This window comes from Delftia sp. GW456-R20, from assembly GCF_001622915.1.
Taxonomy (GTDB): Bacteria; Pseudomonadota; Gammaproteobacteria; order Burkholderiales; family Burkholderiaceae_C; genus Comamonas; species Comamonas acidovorans.
This window is the reverse complement of sequence record NZ_LWCN01000005.1, coordinates 805,636-821,884: the sequence shown is the minus strand read 5'-3', so window position 1 is coordinate 821,884 and position 16,249 is coordinate 805,636. Positions and strand designations below refer to the sequence as shown.

The window sequence follows — 16,249 nt, the reverse complement described above, 5'->3', positions numbered from 1 at the left end:
ATGCCCGGTTCGGGCGATCAGGCCGTCAGCAGCCGCTGCAGCATCCACAGGTTCAGCGACACCACCAGAGCCGCGCAGCCCCACAGAACCACCGCCATCCTTGGGCCAAAGGCCAGCTCGCCCAGCGCCTTGCGCCGCGTGGTGAACAGCAGCAGCGGCACGATGGCAAACGGCAATTGCAGGCTCAGCACCACCTGGCTGAACACTAGCAGGGCGCTGGCGCCGGTGCTGCCGTACCAGGCGGTGGCCACCACGGCAGGCACGATGGCGATGCAGCGCGTCAGCAGGGCGCGCAGCGCGGGCGACAGGCGGATTTGCAAAAAGCCTTCCATCACGATCTGCCCGGCCAGCGTGCCCGTGACCGACGAACTCAGCCCCGAGGCCAGCAGCGCCACGCCGAACACCGCGCTGGCGATGCCCACGCCCAGCAGCGGGGACAGCAGGTGGTAGGCGTCCGACAGCTCGGTCACCGGCGCCTGGCCGGGCCGGTTGAACGCGCCGGCCGCCACCACCAGGATGGCGGCGTTCACGAACAGTGCCAGCCCCAGCGCCACCGTGGAGTCCAGCGTGGCCAGGCGGATGGCCTGGCGCGTGCCCTGGGGCGTGGTGTCATGCCGGCGAGTCTGCACGATGGACGAATGCAGGTAGAGGTTGTGCGGCATCACCGTGGCCCCCACGATGCCCACGGCCAGGTACAGCATCTGCGGATTGGCCACGATCTCCATGCCCGGCAGCAGGCCGCGCAGCACGGCCGCAACGGGCGGCTGCAGCCACACCAGCTGGGCGGCAAAGCACAGGCCGATCACGGCCACCAGGGCGATCACCACCGACTCCAGGCAGCGAAAGCCCCGGCTTTGCAGCGCCAGGATCAGCATCACATCCACCACCGTGATGCACACCCCGGCCACCAGCGGCAGGCCGAACAGCAGGTTCAGGCCGATGGCCATGCCCAGCACCTCGGCCAGGTTGCAGGCCACGATGGCGATCTCGCAGAAGAACCACAGCACCAGATTGATGCGCGGGGAAAACTGCGCGCGGCAGGCCTGGGCCAGGTCCCGCCCGCTGGCCAGGCCCAGGCGCACGGCCGCCGCCTGGAACAGCATGGCCATCAGGTTGGAGGCAAAGATCACCGCCAGCAGCGAGTAGCCGAACTGCGAGCCGCCCGCGATGGAAGTGGCCCAGTTGCCCGGGTCCATGTAGCCCACGGCCACCATGTAGCCGGGCCCGGCAAACGCGAGCAAGCGGCGCGCGTTGTCCGAGCGGCTGTCGCCGCGCGGCACGGCAATGCTGCGATGCACCTGCGGCAGGCTGGGCGTACCCGCGTGGCCGTGGTCCGGCTCGATGGCGCCGAAGCGGCCCTGTTCGGCCGCAAGCACGGTGTCGTTCATGGGGGCCTTTCCGCCGGCTGGGGCACACGGTTGCAGGGGGGATGCCTATCGAGCGGTCGGCACCAGGCCGCTGGCGGGCGCAATGGCTGCGGCGGCGGGTGCGGCATCGGTGCCTGCGCCGCGCCACAGCGCCACGAGATCTCCGGTCACGATGACCGCTCCGGCAAGCACAATCAGGCTGCCCACGCAGCGGCGCGCCACGGTGGCAGGTTTCAGGCGCCGCGGCGGGCGGCCCGGAGTGTGAGCCGGAGTGCGGGGGGCGGATGAGGAAGGCAGAAGGGACATCATGGCAACTCCTTGGCAGGGGAACGCTTGTCTCGGGCCAGCCCCGGGGAAGCCCGCCTGCCCCGGCCGGTGCGGGGCAGGCGGGCGGTCCGCGTCAGGCGTAGGCGCTGCTCATCACCAGCGAGCCATTCACGCCGGCCGGGAAGAACCCGCCCTTGCTGGCCGTGTCCTTGGTCAGGTACACGATGTTCAGCACGTCGCCCGGCGAGCGGCTGAAAGCGATGCCGTTGGAATCCAGCGGCACGATGTTGGACGTGGTGGCGTCCCCCGTGATGCCCTGGTCCACGTCGGTGGAGCCATCCAGGCTGTCGCGCGCATCCGAGATGGCGCCGGCCGCCGTGCGCAGCGCGGGCGTGGCCAGTCCCTTGGCGTACAGCACCGTGCGCACCAGGCCTGCGTGGTAGGCCTCGGCGGCCAGGATGCCGGCGGCTGCCTCCAGATAGGTCTTGTTGGTGATCAGCGGCGATGCGCCCTTGTAGGCGGTGACGCCCACGTCCTCGAAGATGAAGGCCCCCAGCAGGAAGTTCTCGTCACTCGCATAGGGATCGAAGGCCGTGCCCGCGCCCACCAGCCCGGCCGCTCGCGCCGCCACCGAGAAGGCTCCGTTCGGGTCGGTTCCGCCGATGTCGATCTGCGGCTGCGCCACCGCGGCCGAGCCCAGCGCCGCTCGCAGGAAGGCCACGTGGGCGATCTCGTCCTGGGCGATCTCCTTGGCGTACTGCGCCACCACGGGGTCCTTGAAGGCCACGGCACGGCCGCCCGTGATGGCGCCCTGCGTGCCCACGCCCGACTGCAGGTTGGCGGGCAGGCCGGTGCCGAACACCGCGTAGTGATAGAACTGCGACTCCAGATACTCCAGGTTGAGGGCGAAGTTCAGGATCTCCGCATCCGTGGGCCCGTTGGCCTGCGCATTCGCATCGCCCCCGCCGCCGCCGCAGGCGGACAGGATCACCCCGCCCGCCATGCCCACGGCCACGCCGCTGGTCTTGCGGAAGAACTGGCGCCTGTCCTCCAGCTTCTTGGCACGTTTTTGCAAAACCCCGATCAACACTGATTCGTCGGACATGATGGTTCCTCTCGGTTCGCGGCAGGCGCGAACGGTCAACGTGAAGAATGCGCCTCCGGCCGAAAGCACACGGGTGTGGCGAAAGCGCGTTCCACTGAAGAGGTGGCCACCTGCTCCAGGGGAATGGGATGCGTCCCCGCTATCCGGCAGTACGCAGGCCGCGCAGGTCTGGATGTGCCGCAATTGAAAGCGCAGGTAACGGTTTGCGGATGCAGCCGTTTCTTTTTCTTTTTTGAATCCAGACCCCGCTGCGCTGCGTATCCAGATCAGCCGGAATCGTTCGGCTTGTCATCAACCCGCTAGGAGCATTCCATGGTCTCGATTCAAAACACCCGCAAGCTGGCCTCGTTCGGCCTGGCCATCGTGATGTCGGCTGCCTCCGTGGCCGCCATGGCCGATGTGATGGTGGGCGGCGCACCCATGCTGCCGTCCAAGGACATCATCGACAACGCCGTCAACTCCAAGGACCACACCACCCTGGTCGCAGCCGTCAAGGCGGCGGGCCTGGTCGATACGCTCAAGGGCCCGGGTCCGTTCACCGTGTTCGCGCCCACCAATGCCGCCTTCGAGGCCCTGCCCGCAGGCACGGTGGACACCCTGCTCAAGCCCGAGAACAAGGGCACGCTGACCACGGTGCTGACCTACCACGTGGTGGCCGGCAAGTGGGATGCAGCGGCGCTGTCCAAGATGATCAAGGACGGCAAGGGCATGGCCAGCATCAAGACCGTCAGCGGCGGCACGCTGGTGGCCAAGTCCAGCGGCTCCAAGATCATGCTGACCGATGAAAAGGGCGGCACGGCCACGGTGACCATCCCCGACGTCTACCAGTCCAACGGCGTGATCCACGTGATCGACAAGGTGCTGCTGCCCAAGTGAGCGGCACAGGCAGCGAGCGGGCCGGCCACTGACCGCCGTGGTCAGTGGCCGGAGCCTTGCGCCTTCGCCATGCGCCTTGCGGGCGCCCCGCCGGAGGGCGCGCCGCCGGAGGGCGCCCCGCCGGAGGGCGCGCCGCCGGAGGGCGCTCCGCCATAGGTCGATCCCGCATAGATGGCCGCCAGCGTCAGCGCCATGCCGGCCAGCGCCATCGGCGTGGGCCGGGCGGTGAAGAACAGCACGTCGATGGCATAGGTGCCTATGGGTTCGGCCAGCAGGATGAGGCCGGCCAGCGAGGCCTTCACATGCGGCACGGCCGTGCTCACCATGAGCCAGGCCACGCCCTGCACCAGCAGGCCGTACAGCAGCAGCGTGCCGAAATCGGCCGCACTGGCAATGGCCAGCGATTCGCCCTCCAGCCACGCGGCTGCCAGCAGGCAGGGCGCGGCAGCGGCGCACAGCACGGCCATGTTGACGGCCGGGTGCGTAGCGTGCGGCGGGGTCTGCCCCTTCTTGATGAAGACCACGCACAGCGCATAGGCCGCAGCCGATGCCAGGCCCAGGGCCACGCCCAGCCAGTGCTCGGACGCCGAATCCGGGCCTGAGGCCACGGGCAGGCCCGCACCCGACACCATGAGGATGCCGGTGGCCGCCAGCACCAGCGCCACGAAGTAGACGACCGTGATGCGCTCGCGGAACACCGCCCAGGCCAGCCCCGCCAGAAAGAACGACTGGCAGTTGGTCAGGATGGCGCCCAGGCCCGGCCCCACCATGCGTATGCTCTTGTGCCACCAGTACAGGTCCAGCGCCAGTGCGGCGCCGGCCAGGCAGGCGTACAGCAGGGCCTGGCGCGTCATGCGCCAGCGCAGGCCCCGCCACAGGGCAAAGCCGGCCAGCCCCAGGCCGCCCAGCAGCATGCGGTAAAAGCCCATGGCGCTGGTGCCCATGCTGCTGAAAGCCACGGCCACGCCGGACAGGCTCAGGATCAGCCCGCCCACGGCCAGCAGCGCCAGGTAGCTTGTCTTTCCGTTCATGCGCCTGGCCCCGTCACGCTTGCCGGTCGGCGGCATTGCGCCGCCGGTATTCGAGCTGGCGCGCCGTCTCGGCCGCGATCTCCGCGCCCAGCAGGCGTTCCACCAAGTGCAGGGCCATGTCGATGCCCGCCGCAAACCCGCCCGAGGTGACGATGGCGCCCTCATCGATCCACAGCCTGTCGGCGCTCACGCGGGCGGCCGGGGCAATGGCGCGCAGGTCTTCCGTGTCCTCGAAGTGCGTGGTGGCCTCGCGCTGGTCCAGGAGCCCTGCCCGCCCCAGCAGGAAGGAGCCCACGCAGACGGAGCCCGTCACCTCGCTGCTGCCGGCCACCTGCCGCAGCCAGGCGGCGACCTCGGGCGCGGCCAGTTCGGCCTGCAGCGCGCCGCCGGCCACGATCAGCAGGTCCAGCGGGGGGTGGCCCTGCAGGCTGGCCTGTGCCTGTATGCCCACGCCTTCGCGCGTGCGCACGGCGGCGCCGCTGCGGCTGATCACCACGGGCTGAAACGGGGGCGAGGCCGCCAGCCCGCGCCGCACCGCCACGCGCGCGGCCACGTCGAACACCTGCAGCGGCCCTGCAAACTCCAGCAGCACCACGCCATCAAAGACGAAAAATCCAACGGTCCGTGTCTTCATCCACCACTCCTGTCTGTCGAGGAGTGGCAGCTTATGCAGGCCGCAGCGCGCGGTCTTGGACGGAATTGATCAGGCCGGGCCGCTCAAGGCCGCTCAGGGCCGCTCAGGGCCGCTCAGGGCCGCATGGCCTGGCGGTACTGCGAAGGCGCCACGCCATGCGCGCGGCGGAACCAGTTGGAGAAATGGCTCTGGTCGTAGAAGCCCAGCGACAGTGCCACCTCGCTCAGCGCCAGCGTGCCGCGCAGCAGGCCGCGGGCGCTTTCGGCGCGGCGGGCCTGGTGGTAGGCATGGGGCGTGATGCCGTAGCGGCGGCTGAAGCTGCGGATGGCGTGCTCGGGACTGAGCCCGCAGACGGCGGCCAGCCGCGCGGCGCCCAGCTCCTGGTCCGCATGGGCGTCGATGAACTCGCGCAGCAGCGCCGCGCTGGCGCCATCGGGCGCATGCGGCCGGCCGGGGCTGTGCACCACGCGGCGCAGCAGCGCCAGCAGGGCCTGGTCGGCGGCCAGGCCGTCCTGCGGGCCTTGCAGCAACTGCCGGGCGCAGGCCCGGGTCTGCGGGTCGCGCAGGCTGACGGCGTCGAACCAGCCATCGCGCACGCCCAGCAGCGCGTGCATGCGGGCGGGCTCGACATGCAGCATGTCGTAGGTCCAGCCCTGCTCGCCGCCCGGGCGCCCGTCGTGGATCTCACCGGCGTTGAACAGCGCGATATCGCCACCCGTGAACTCGCGCTCGGCGCCCCGGCTCCAGCACAGCTCGCGCCCGCCGTGGATGACGGCAATGCCCATGGTGTCGTGGAAGTGGCGCGGATAGCGGTGCTGCACGGCATGGCCGCTGAGAATCTCCACGCCGCCCAGCGCGCAGTGGCGGCGGTAGGTCAGGGCGCGTTGCGGGCGCTTGCCGGGTATGGGCGCGGCCATGGCCGGTCTCAATCCGCGCCGGGGGCCGCTGCCGGCGTCCTGGCCTGCGCGGCCAGCTTGGACAGCCGCCAGCGCGTCAGGTCGTCCGCGCCGGGGCCGGCCTCCACGCGCAGCTCGGAAAAAGGCACGCTGCGGCCCGATTCCTCCTCCACCAGCGCCAGCCGCAGGGGCGTGCCCGATTGCGCGCGCACAAAGCGCATGGGCGGCTGGGCCTGCTGCTGCAGGCGCCACCGGTCGCCGACCTGGGCCAGCGCCTGGATCACCAGGGACAGGTCGCGGCCCTTGGGCGTGAGCAGGTACTCGTAGCGGTCCGGGCCGCTTTGGTAGAGGCGGCGCTCGACCAGGCCGGTCTGCTCCAGCTGGCGCAGGCGGTCGGTCAGCGTGGCGTTGGTGATGTCCGTGGACTTTCTCAGGTCGTCATAGCGGCTCAGGCCCAGCATCAGGTCGCGCAGCACCAGCATGGCCCAGCGGTCGCCTACGGCCTCCAGCGCGGTGGCGATCGAGCAGGCCATGCCCTCGAAGCTCTTGGATCGCATGGGGTTTCCCTTGTGTGTTCGCGGTTGTCGCAGGCCTGGAGTGTCTCAGCAAAACGCAAGCCCGGTCCGCAAAGGTGGATTGCGTGCTTGTAACTCTAATGATTGGAGTTTATATTTGGAGCCACTATCAACCACGGCTTTTCAAGCAAGGACTTCCTTCATGAGCACGCATCAAGGCACCGCCATCGTCACTGGCGCCTCATCCGGCATTGGCGCCGTCTACGCAGACCGCCTGGCCGCCAGGGGCCATTCCCTGATCCTGGTGGCCCGCCGCGAGGACCGGCTGCAGGCGCTGGCGCAGCGCCTGCGCAGCGCGCATGGCAGCGAGGTCGAGGTGGTGGCCGCCGACCTGGCCGACGCCACCGGTCTGCAGCGCGTGGCGGCGCTGCTGTCGGGTGAGCGTGACATCCGCATGCTGGTGAACTGCGCCGGCCTGGGTGCCCTGGGCCCGGCCGCCCAGGTGGATGCAGGCGAGGTCGATCGCATGGTCATGGTCAACATCCATGCGCTGACGCGGCTGTCGCTGGCGGCGGCGCGGCTGTTCGCCACGCGCGGCCGGGGCACGCTGATCAACATCGGCTCCATCCTGGCCGTGATGCCGGTGCCGGGCGCCTCCAGCTACGGCGCCTCCAAGGCCTATGTGCTGAACTTCACGCGCTCGCTGCAGGCCGAGCTCGCTTCCAGCGGCGTCATGGTGCAGGCGGTGATGCCCAGCCTGGTGCACTCCGAATTCTTCGGCGGCAAGCCCGCGCCGTTTCCCGCGCACCTGTTCATGTCGCCCGAGTCCTTGGTGGATACGGCCCTGGTCGCACTCGACCAGGGCGAGGCCATCTGCTTTCCCACGCTGGGCAGCACGACCGCCTGGCTGGACTTTGACCAATCGCGCGCCAATCTCGTCAAGGCGCTGACGCTCAGCGGCGTGCCGGCAGCGCGCTACCAGGGCGCGGATGCAGGCCAGCCCGCCTGACGCCTGACGGCCCGCCGCGTCGCCACCCCGGATTTCCCGAAACCCCTTCTTTTTGCACCCGGAGAAAACCATGCCCCTGTGGAAGATCTACCACCCCGAAAACGCCTTCAGCGATGAAGACAAACAGGCCATCGCCCAGCGCATCACGGCCGTCTACGGCGACCTGCCGCGCTTTTACGTGGGCGTGGTGTTCGAGGCCGTGGCCCGCACATCGTTCTTCATCGGCGGCGAGCCTGCGGATGATTTCGTGCGCATCTCCGTGGACCACATCGCGCGGCAGATACGCGACGAGGAGACCAAGACACGGTTCCTCGAAGGCGTGCGGCGGCAGCTGTCCCCCTTCATTGCCGACCGGGGCCTGCGCTGGGAGATGCATGTGGACGAGACGCCCTTCAGCCTCTGGAGCATCCAGGGCCTGCGCCCGCCCGTGCCGGGCACGCCCGAGGGGGAGAAGTGGCGCCTGGACAATCGGCCTGCCGCCTACTGAGAGGCTTGCGGGGGCGGGACAGGGGACAGGCCCCGTGGCCTTTCCACCTCCGGCCCTTGCACTTCCGGCCCTTGCACCTCAGGCGCTTGCACTTTTCCCCATGCACATTCGTCCCGCACACATCGAAGACGCCGAAGAGATCAGCGCGCTGGTTTCCAGCGTGTCGCACCTCTTCACCCTGGACTCCGGCAGCCAGGGCGCGCAGGAATTCCTGAAGGCCCTGGGGCCGCAGGCGTTCCAGGCCTACCTGCAGGACCCCCGCTACCTCTTCATCGTTGCCAGGCAGGGCGATGCCCTGGCAGGCATGGCGGCCCTGCGTGACGGGCGCCATCTGTTCCATCTGTTCGTTGGCCTGCCGTTCCAGCGGCAGGGACTGGCCAGGCGGCTGTGGCAGGCGCTGCAGCCTGCCATCCACCCGGACGCCGGCAGCGTCACCGTCAACTCCACGCCGTTTGCCGTGCCCGCCTACGAAAGGCTGGGTTTTCGGGCCACAAGCGCGCCGCTGGAGAAGAATGGCGTGGCCTTCGTACCCATGCAGATGGAACTGGCGTAGCGAACGTGACCGCAGACCTGGCCGAAGCCTGCGCCGGTTCCCAAGCATGTCTTCATGTTGGCCGAGACCCTGGTGGATACGGCCCTGGCGGCACAGGACCAGGAACCGTTGCCTTGTACCCAGGGCAACACTGGGTCTATCTGGAACATCCACCGACAAGGGACCTGCGTTCAGCGGTGAGGACAAGCAGGCCGTCGACCGGTGCATCACGGGTATTTACAGCAAACTCCCGAAATTGGACGTGGGCGTGGTTTTGGAAACCCTGGCCAAGGCTTGCTGCTTCATTGGCGGACAACCCATCGATGATTTCGTGCGTATTGCGGCGGAACCCATCGTGCCGCATATTCAGGAAGAGGCAACGGGGCCGCGATTTCTGAGCGCCGCTGCCAACTTCACCTGCCCACCATCGCCGACCCGCTCCAACCTACGATATGCGGAGCCTGGCGGGCCTCCGTGCGGGAAATGGCGGCAGGACAACCGGCCCTCAGTGTTCGATTGGCCGCCGCAGCGGCCGGTTGTGCTGGCGGCACTGTCTTGCTTCATATGACGCAGCGCATACGGCCGATTATGGGTAATGCAATGGATTTGGTTGGTATGCAATCGAACAGGCCGTGATATGGAATGGCTGATGCTCGGATGCATGTGTGTCCATGGTCAAAAATCCAGTCAATGGAATTTGATGCGGCGACAAAGCGCCAATACAATGGCCGGCCGGTAAAGAGAGCCGGTCCTGCCGGGGGAGTTTCAACCCCTCAGATATCCTGATACCAAAACCATTGCCGAGGGAGCGCCAATGCGCGTCAGTCTGCCGGGAGGAGGCGCATTGCTGCAATGCGCCCTTGTTTCTGCCTTTCCCATTTCCCGCAACTGCGGCGGGCATTGCCTGCCGGGACGGCGCGCCAAGGTGGCGCAGATCCAGTGTCCACGGAAGGCTTTGTTCCTGCTGCGCAGGGCCGCCAGTCTGCTCGCGTGGATGGTTGTGGGGTCGCTTTTTTGGATGACCGCCATGCTGCCGGCCCAGGCGGGCATGCGTATCTCCGGGTCCATCAGTAGCAATGCGTCCTGGCCGGCAGCCAGTTCGCCCGTGCTCCTGCAGGGGGATGTGGTGCTGGAGTCCGGTGCCACGCTGACGCTGGAGCCCGGGCTCGTCATACAGATGGAGCCGGGGGCCAGTTTCACCGTGCGGGACGGCGCCGTACGCGCAATGGGCACAGCGCAGCAGCCGATCACCATCACTTCTTCGCGGCCCCAGCCTGCGCCCGGCGATTGGGGCGAATGGCGCTTTCTCGCGGGGACGCGGAGCGGGGCCACGCAATGGGCCCATGTGCGCATCGAGTACGGCAGTGGCCTGGTCGTCGAGGGGGCCTCGCCCGGCCTGGACCAGGTTTCCATCCTCCACCACAAGGGGCCGGCCCTGCGCGTGGACCTGCAGTCCTCGCCTCGCGGCAGCGGCCTGCGTGCCGAGGGCAATGGGCTCGATGCCGTGCTGGTGCCGGCGGGTGTCATCACCACCTCCGTCCAATGGGCGCTGACGGGCATTCCCTATCTCGTGGAGGGTGGCTTGATCGAGGTGGGGCGCGCACCCTTCTCCATCGAGCCTGCCGAGATCACCGTGGGCAGGGACAGGACCGGCACCATGACGCTGCACCTGGGCGTTCCGGCACCTGCGGGCGGTCGGACCGTGAGCCTCGCGACTGGTGCCACCCACATCGCCAGCGTCGGCTCCAGCCTGCATCTGGAGGAAGGTCAGACGCAGGCCGATTTCAACGTCACAGGCTCCGCCTACAACCTCGGAACCACGCGGGTCACGGCCAGGCATCCCGATCTGGGCGAGGCCGTGGCCAGCATCACGGTGGCCGACCTGCCACGGGTCGGTCTTCAAGTGCCGCACAGCGCGATGCTGATCGGTCATCCCCACCGGGCCTCGGTCCAGCTGTCCCACCCCGCGCCTGCCGAAGGCGTGGAGGTGCAGCTGACCAGCACGCCCGAGGGCCGGGTGGTGCATCCCGCCAGCGTCAAGGTGGCGGCAGGGGAGACGTCCAGGGAGATCCAGATCCAGGGCACGGCGGCAGCGGTGGGTGAAAGCGCGCAGCTTTTTGTCAAGGCGCGCAACCATCTGAGCGAGGAGTCGGTCTGGCTGAGTTTCACGGACAGGATGCGCGTCGGCTTCGACTACCTTTTCGAGCCCCTCGTCGTGGGCGAGGAGGCAAGCGTCATTGTGGCGCCGGTGCTTCCGCCTCCGCCCATGGGAGGCCTGAAGGTCCGCCTGTCCAGCTCCAACCCTGCGGCCATGGTCGTTGCGCCCGCCGAGCTGCAGCTGGCCGAAGGCCAGATGTACCAGTACGACGCGCCCGTCACGGTCAAGGGCGTCGGCCCGGGACGGGCCGGCGTGCTCGTGCACGGCGATTTTGCGGAAGGCGAGTCCCGCGAGATCGAGGTCTGGATGCCCACGGTGCTGTCGCTTGCGGCCACGGCCGACAGCGGCAAGGTGGTGGTCGGCCAGGGCCTGACGGCGCCGCAGGCGGTGCGCGTGTCGTGGCGCAAGGATGCGGACAGCCTGCACCAGTATTCAGGCGTGTCAGTCGATTTGCGCTGCGAGAACCCGGAGGTCTGCCAGACCGTGCGTTCGTCTGTGCAGATGTCGGAGTGGAGCACCTCCGAGTACGTGGAAATCATCGGCCTGGCCCCGGGCACCACGCGCCTGATCGCGGGGGGGCGGCAACTGACCACTGCCACCATCCCCGTCGAGGTGGTGGGCCCGCAATCCGTAGCACTCATCGTCCAGGACGAGATGTCCACCCGCAGATCGGCCGAGATCTCCAGCGCGAGCTCTGCGCTGACCCCGCAGCGCTACATGTCCCTGCGCCAGGGCTTCCATGCCTGCCTGTCCGTGCCCGAGGCCGCGCCCTACGACCGGCAGCGCCCCGTGGCCCCGGACATGCGCGTGGACGTGGGCCTGTACGATCGCTCGCCGGCCGATGTGGTCCAGCACATCCGCGACCTGAGGCAGGACGGCGATGTCGTGGACAAGGCCTTCATCCAGACCTGGAGCGGCTGCACACCGGCGCTGTTCGTGGAGGAGGCCACGCAGCCGGGCAGCTACCGCATAGGGGCCGACCTGCCGGGAGGCCAGAGTGCACGCAGCGAGACCATCCGTGTCCTGCCGGACCGGGGCCTCACCGTCAACCGTCCCTGCGGCGACTGCAGCGACATGGCTGTGGCCCGGGGGTTTGCGTCCGATGTGGTGCTCAGGCCCACCTATCTCGGGAGCGAGGAGCTTCCCGAGCAGCCCATGCAGGCGCGGCTGCGCTGCATTGATGCGGCCATTTGCTCCGCGCAGGAACAGGTCGAGATCGCGCCCGACGGCAGCAGCGGCACGGCCCGGGTGCTCGGACTGGCGCTGGGCGCGACGGACCTGGAGGTCTCGGCACCCTCCATGCCCGATCTCTATCCCGAGCCGGGCCGCGAGCGCATTGAGGTTGTCGAGCCCCGGCTGTCTTTCGATCGCTGGAAGTGGGATGACCCCGATCAGGCGAATGTGCAGATGACCGTGGGCGACCAGCAGTCCTATGCCATCTGCCTGGGCGATACCTCATGGGCCATGCTCAGCTATCCGCTGGCCGATCTGCAGGCCAGCGTGGTCTCTTCCCAGCCTTCAATCTTTGGCGTGGGCAGTGCCAGCGTTGCGTGGCCCGCAGGCCAGCCGTGCATGGACCTTGCCGTGAAGGCGCTGGCTGTCGGCAGCGCGGACATCACGGTGGTCCTGCCCGGCGTGGCGCCGCACACCAAGCGTTGGAGCGCCGTGCCCTAGCGCCTCAGCGCAGCGACAACCCCGCCGACTGGATCGCGCGGGCGTAGCGCGGGCGCTCGCTTTGCAGGCTCTGGCCCAGGTCGGCCGGGGAGCCGCCCGCCACCTTGAAGCCCATGTGCTCCAGCTGCGCGCGCACATCGGGGGCCTGCAGCACGGTCTGCAGGTCGCGGTTGATCTTGGCGACGATGGGCGCGGGCGTGCCGGCCGGCGCGAAGTAGCCCTGCCAGCTTTCCACCGAGAAGCCGGGCACGCCGGCCTCGGCCATGGTGGGCACCTGGGGCAGGGCGTCGGAGCGGTAGGGCGTGGTCACGGCCAGGGCGCGCAGCTTGCCGGCGCGCACGTACTCGGTCACGGCGGCCAGCGTGATCAGCGTGGCGTCGGTATGGCCGCCCAGCACGTCCAGCGAGGCGGGGCCACCGCCCGGGTAGGGGATGTAGTTGACCTTGGCGCCCGTCTCCTGCGTGAGGATTTCATGCGCCACATGGGCAATGCCGCCATTGCCGGGCAGGCCCAGGCTGATGCTCTGCGGCTTGGCCTTGGCGCGGGCCAGGTAGTCGCCCAGCGTGTTCAGGCCCGTGCCGGGGTTGACCACCAGCACCTGCGGATTGACCACGGCCTTGATGATGGGCGTGAAGGCCTTTTGCGTGTCGTAGGGCAACTGGGCAAACAGCAGGCCGTTGAGCGTGAGGCCCTCGCCCTGCTGCAGCAGGGTGTAGCCGTCGGGCGCCGCCTTGGCCACCTTGGCCGCACCGATGGTGCCGCTGGCCCCGGCCACGTTCTCCACCACCACCGACTGGCCCCACAGCGCGGCCAGCTTGTCGGCCAGCGTGCGCGTGAGCTTGTCGGCGCTGCCCCCGGGCGCCACGGGCACGATGATGCGCACCGGCTTGTTCGGAAAGCTGTCGGCCGAGGCCAGGGCCGCCGGCGCGTGCAGGGCCAGGGCGGAGAACAGGGGAAGCAGCAGTGCGCGCAGCGCAGACGGGGTGCGGATCATGGGAGTGCCGGAGTGCAGAGAGTCGATGCCCGCAGTCTGGGAGGCTCCTGGCACGGCGTGAACTAAGCATTGCGGCTATGCATATGCGGCTGCCGCACAACGTGCGTCACGCTTGCGCCACGCATGCGCGCGCAGTGCCCAAAGCTCATATCCATATCTGCAATGCGTCGTTGGCGCCGGGGCGGGAGAGGCCTAACTTCGTGTCCTCCCGCGAACGTCCTCCCAGGCACTCCCATGACACAGACCCATCTCTCCATCGACTTCAGCGGCAGCGACGTGGCCAGCCGCCGCGCAGCCGCCATCACGGGCTTCATCGCCACGGCCCGGCGCCTGCTCCCCAACCCGGAGCACGCCACGCCCGAGCAACTGCAGGCCGTGGCCCGCGAGCTGGAGGCGCTGGGCCTGCAGCGCGAACTGTTCCCGCATGCGCACTTCCCCGTCTCTGCCAGCAACCCGGCCCAGGTCTACCGCCTCAGCGAAGACCTGGGCGGGCGCTATGCGCTGTACCTGTCCACCGGCCTGCCGGGCAAGTCCCAGCCGCCGCATGACCACACCACCTGGGCCATCATCGCGGGCGTCGAAGGCGTGGAGCGCAACGTGTTCTTCACACGCGGCAAGACCGACGACCCGCTGCGCGACACCCTGGCGGTGGGCCGCAGCGTCGATGTGGGCAGCGGAACCTCGGTGGTGCTCACGCCCACCGACGTGCACACCATCGAGCTGATCGGCGAGGAGCCCGGCCTGCACCTGCACTTCTACGGGCGCGGCCTGGAGCGCATGCCCGAGCGCGTGGTCTTCGAGAGCCTGGAGGGCGGCAGCTTCCGCACCTTCGGCCCGCCCAAGTCGATTCGCCATGCGCTGGTCACGCCCGCCGCGCTCCGGCAGGCCCTGGCCGACGGCGAGGAAATCGCCGTGCTCGACGTGCGCGAGGCCGGTGTCTTCGCACATCGCCACATCCTGTTCGCGGCGCCGGCCCCGGCCTGGCGGCTGGAGCAGCTCATCGACCGCCTGGTGCCGCGCCGCGGCACGCGCATCGTGCTGGTGGATGGCGACGGCACGCTGGCCCATGAAGCCGCCGCCAAGCTCGTGCGCCTGGGCTGGCCCAACGTCTCCGTGCTGGAAGGCGGCACCGAAGGCTGGGCGGCCGAGGGGCTGGAAATCTTCAGCGGCACGAACGTGCCCAGCAAGGCCTTCGGCGAAGTCATCGAGCATGAAAAGCACACGCCCTGGATCACCTCGGACGAGCTGGGCGCGCGCGTGCAGCGCGGCGACAACATCGTCGTCGTCGACAGCCGCACGCCCGAGGAATTCGCGGCCTTCAGCCTGCCCTTCGCGCTCAGCGTGCCGGGGGCCGAACTGGTCTACCGCATCGGCGAAATTGCCCCGGACCCGCAAACCCTGGTCGTCGTCAACTGCGCGGGCCGCACGCGCTCCATCGTGGGTGCGCAGACCCTGATCGACGCCGGCATCCCCAACCCGGTCGTCTCGCTGCGCAACGGCACCATGGACTGGCTGCTCACCGGCCGCAGGCTGGCCCATGGCCGCCGCACCCCGCTGCCCGAGCCCGGCGCCGTCGCCCTGGCCACCGCCCGCGAGCGCGCAGCCAGCGTGGCGCAGCGCGCGGGCGTGCAATCCATTGATGCGGCCGAACTGGCCCGCTTCGAGTCCGAAGCCACCGAACGCACGCTCTACCGCTTCGACGTGCGCACCCGCGAGGAATACCAGGCCGGTCACCTGCCTGGCTGGCGCTGGGCGCCGGGCGGCCAGCTCGTGCAGGCCACCGACGAATACGCGGCCACGCGCGGCGCACGCATCGTGCTGGCCGACTGGGACGGCGTGCGCGCCCTCACCACCGGCGCCTGGCTGGCCCAGCTGGGCTGGGAAGTCTTCACCTACGTTCCGCCCGCGCTGGCCACCCTGGAGGTCGGCGCCGAACCCATGCGTGTGCTCGCCTCCCACGCGCCTGCGCCCCAGCTGTCCGTGCAGCAGGCGCAGGAACTGCTGGGCGAAGGCCGTGCCATCGTCTTCGACGTGGACAGCCGCCCCGCCTTCGAGAAGCAGCACATCGCCGGCGCGCGCTTTGCCGTGCCTGATCGTCTGCCCTCCTTCGTGCAGGCCCTGCCGCCGGCCCAGGTCGTGGTACTGACCTCGCCGGACGGCGTGCTGGCGCGCAGCGTGGCGGCCGAACTGGCGGCGCGCACGGGGCGCGATGTGCGCTCCGTGGTGGGCGGCACTTCTGCCTGGGCTGCTGCCGGGCTGCCGTTGGGGCAGGGGGATGCGGATGTGCTGACGGGGGATGATGACCAGTGGTACAGCCCTTATGCGCATCGGGATCTGGGGTTGAGGGATGCGGGGTTTCGGGCTTATCTGGATTGGGAGTTGGGGTTGGTGGGGCAGTTGGAGAGGGATGGGTGGGCTGCTGAGATTCGGCTGGTGCCTGTCTGAGTTGCTTTTTTTGTCCCTGCCGGGTGGTTGTCTTTCGGGGCCGGGTTTCGGCCCGGCGGCCGACCTACTTTCTTATCGCGCGATAAGAAAGTAGGCAAAGAAGCGCGCCCCGAACTGCCCACGACCCTTCGCTTCGCTGCGGGCGACCTGCGTTGGGCGGGATGCGGGGTGCGCCGTGAAACTCGTTGCGCGCTGCGCGCTTCACTCAAACATCACGGCGAGCTAGACAACGAAGCAAGCCTGTCCTTCGGCAGGCTTG

Annotated in this window: 14 protein-coding genes; 7 read left to right on the top strand and 7 right to left on the bottom strand. The window is 69.0% G+C overall.

The features are described 5' to 3' along the window. Positions 1–17 precede the first annotated feature (17 nt). Together A4F85_RS27570 and A4F85_RS27560 are read right to left on the bottom strand one after the other, a co-directional pair. A complete protein-coding gene (locus A4F85_RS27570; RefSeq protein WP_063328418.1) occupies positions 18–1,388 on the bottom strand; it encodes an Nramp family divalent metal transporter in 1,371 nt (456 codons plus the stop codon). Positions 1,389–1,767: 379 nt separating this feature from the next. Beyond that, the gene (locus tag A4F85_RS27560; RefSeq protein WP_063328416.1) at positions 1,768–2,739 is read right to left on the bottom strand and encodes a ferritin-like domain-containing protein; all 972 of its coding nucleotides are present in this window, start codon (positions 2,737–2,739) and stop codon (positions 1,768–1,770) included. A 312-nt stretch (positions 2,740–3,051) separates the two neighbouring features. Between A4F85_RS27560 and A4F85_RS27555 the strand changes: the two genes are divergently transcribed. Next, the gene (locus A4F85_RS27555; protein ID WP_013800571.1) at positions 3,052–3,615 is read left to right on the top strand and encodes a fasciclin domain-containing protein; all 564 of its coding nucleotides are present in this window, start codon (positions 3,052–3,054) and stop codon (positions 3,613–3,615) included. A 41-nt stretch (positions 3,616–3,656) separates the two neighbouring features. Here A4F85_RS27555 and A4F85_RS27550 read toward each other — a convergent pair whose 3' ends face one another. The 4 genes from A4F85_RS27550 to A4F85_RS27535 form a co-directional block, all read right to left on the bottom strand. Next, positions 3,657–4,646, bottom strand: a complete 990-nt coding sequence (locus A4F85_RS27550; RefSeq protein ID WP_063328415.1) for a DMT family transporter — start codon at positions 4,644–4,646, stop codon at positions 3,657–3,659. A gap of 13 nt (positions 4,647–4,659) precedes the next feature. Next, positions 4,660–5,280, bottom strand: a complete 621-nt coding sequence (locus tag A4F85_RS27545; protein ID WP_063328414.1) for a GlxA family transcriptional regulator — start codon at positions 5,278–5,280, stop codon at positions 4,660–4,662. A 113-nt stretch (positions 5,281–5,393) separates the two neighbouring features. Then, complete coding sequence (locus tag A4F85_RS27540) at positions 5,394–6,197, bottom strand: helix-turn-helix domain-containing protein (protein ID WP_063328413.1); 804 nt, start codon at positions 6,195–6,197, stop codon at positions 5,394–5,396. 8 nt (positions 6,198–6,205) lie between these two features. Next, positions 6,206–6,733 carry a winged helix-turn-helix transcriptional regulator gene (locus tag A4F85_RS27535; protein WP_043824381.1) on the bottom strand — a complete coding sequence of 176 codons (528 nt, stop codon included), beginning with the start codon at positions 6,731–6,733 and terminating at the stop codon, positions 6,206–6,208. 160 nt (positions 6,734–6,893) lie between these two features. Here A4F85_RS27535 and A4F85_RS27530 point away from each other — a divergent pair, with 160 nt between their 5' ends. From A4F85_RS27530 to A4F85_RS27515, 5 genes are all read left to right on the top strand, one after another. Then, positions 6,894–7,700, top strand: coding sequence for an SDR family NAD(P)-dependent oxidoreductase (locus tag A4F85_RS27530; protein ID WP_063328412.1), 807 nt, complete (start codon positions 6,894–6,896; stop codon positions 7,698–7,700). A gap of 70 nt (positions 7,701–7,770) precedes the next feature. Then, positions 7,771–8,187: a tautomerase family protein gene (locus tag A4F85_RS27525; protein ID WP_043824385.1), complete on the top strand. Its 417-nt coding sequence runs from the start codon at positions 7,771–7,773 to the stop codon at positions 8,185–8,187. Between the two features lie 100 nt (positions 8,188–8,287). Then, complete coding sequence (locus A4F85_RS27520) at positions 8,288–8,740, top strand: GNAT family N-acetyltransferase (protein ID WP_063328411.1); 453 nt, start codon at positions 8,288–8,290, stop codon at positions 8,738–8,740. Then, a complete protein-coding gene (locus A4F85_RS31450; protein ID WP_442856627.1) occupies positions 8,700–9,287 on the top strand; it encodes a tautomerase family protein in 588 nt (195 codons plus the stop codon). Before A4F85_RS27520 ends, A4F85_RS31450 begins: the two co-directional genes overlap by 41 nt. A 450-nt stretch (positions 9,288–9,737) precedes the next feature. Then, positions 9,738–12,551, top strand: coding sequence for a hypothetical protein (locus tag A4F85_RS27515; protein WP_063328410.1), 2,814 nt, complete (start codon positions 9,738–9,740; stop codon positions 12,549–12,551). Between the two features lie 4 nt (positions 12,552–12,555). On the opposite strand, the gene A4F85_RS27510 is transcribed toward A4F85_RS27515, so the two are convergent. Further along, positions 12,556–13,545 (bottom strand): tripartite tricarboxylate transporter substrate binding protein, encoded by a 990-nt coding sequence (locus tag A4F85_RS27510; RefSeq protein ID WP_013800577.1) that lies wholly within the window; start codon positions 13,543–13,545, stop codon positions 12,556–12,558. A 234-nt stretch (positions 13,546–13,779) separates the two neighbouring features. Between A4F85_RS27510 and A4F85_RS27505 the strand changes: the two genes are divergently transcribed. Beyond that, positions 13,780–15,990, top strand: a complete 2,211-nt coding sequence (locus A4F85_RS27505; RefSeq protein ID WP_063328409.1) for a rhodanese-like domain-containing protein — start codon at positions 13,780–13,782, stop codon at positions 15,988–15,990. The last annotated feature ends 259 nt before the right edge of the window (positions 15,991–16,249 follow it).

Excerpts from the sequence above, each read along its gene's own strand:
- A4F85_RS27570 (WP_063328418.1), bottom strand. The coding sequence starts at position 1,388 with ATGAACGACACCGTGCTTGCGGCCGAACAGGGCCGCTTCGGCGCCATC.
- A4F85_RS27560 (WP_063328416.1), bottom strand. The coding sequence starts at position 2,739 with ATGTCCGACGAATCAGTGTTGATCGGGGTTTTGCAAAAACGTGCCAAG.
- A4F85_RS27555 (WP_013800571.1), top strand. The coding sequence starts at position 3,052 with ATGGTCTCGATTCAAAACACCCGCAAGCTGGCCTCGTTCGGCCTGGCC.
- A4F85_RS27550 (WP_063328415.1), bottom strand. The coding sequence starts at position 4,646 with ATGAACGGAAAGACAAGCTACCTGGCGCTGCTGGCCGTGGGCGGGCTG.
- A4F85_RS27545 (WP_063328414.1), bottom strand. The coding sequence starts at position 5,280 with ATGAAGACACGGACCGTTGGATTTTTCGTCTTTGATGGCGTGGTGCTG.
- A4F85_RS27540 (WP_063328413.1), bottom strand. The coding sequence starts at position 6,197 with ATGGCCGCGCCCATACCCGGCAAGCGCCCGCAACGCGCCCTGACCTAC.
- A4F85_RS27535 (WP_043824381.1), bottom strand. The coding sequence starts at position 6,733 with ATGCGATCCAAGAGCTTCGAGGGCATGGCCTGCTCGATCGCCACCGCG.
- A4F85_RS27530 (WP_063328412.1), top strand. The coding sequence starts at position 6,894 with ATGAGCACGCATCAAGGCACCGCCATCGTCACTGGCGCCTCATCCGGC.
- A4F85_RS27525 (WP_043824385.1), top strand. The coding sequence starts at position 7,771 with ATGCCCCTGTGGAAGATCTACCACCCCGAAAACGCCTTCAGCGATGAA.
- A4F85_RS27520 (WP_063328411.1), top strand. The coding sequence starts at position 8,288 with ATGCACATTCGTCCCGCACACATCGAAGACGCCGAAGAGATCAGCGCG.
- A4F85_RS31450 (WP_442856627.1), top strand. The coding sequence starts at position 8,700 with ATGGCGTGGCCTTCGTACCCATGCAGATGGAACTGGCGTAGCGAACGT.
- A4F85_RS27515 (WP_063328410.1), top strand. The coding sequence starts at position 9,738 with ATGACCGCCATGCTGCCGGCCCAGGCGGGCATGCGTATCTCCGGGTCC.
- A4F85_RS27510 (WP_013800577.1), bottom strand. The coding sequence starts at position 13,545 with ATGATCCGCACCCCGTCTGCGCTGCGCGCACTGCTGCTTCCCCTGTTC.
- A4F85_RS27505 (WP_063328409.1), top strand. The coding sequence starts at position 13,780 with ATGACACAGACCCATCTCTCCATCGACTTCAGCGGCAGCGACGTGGCC.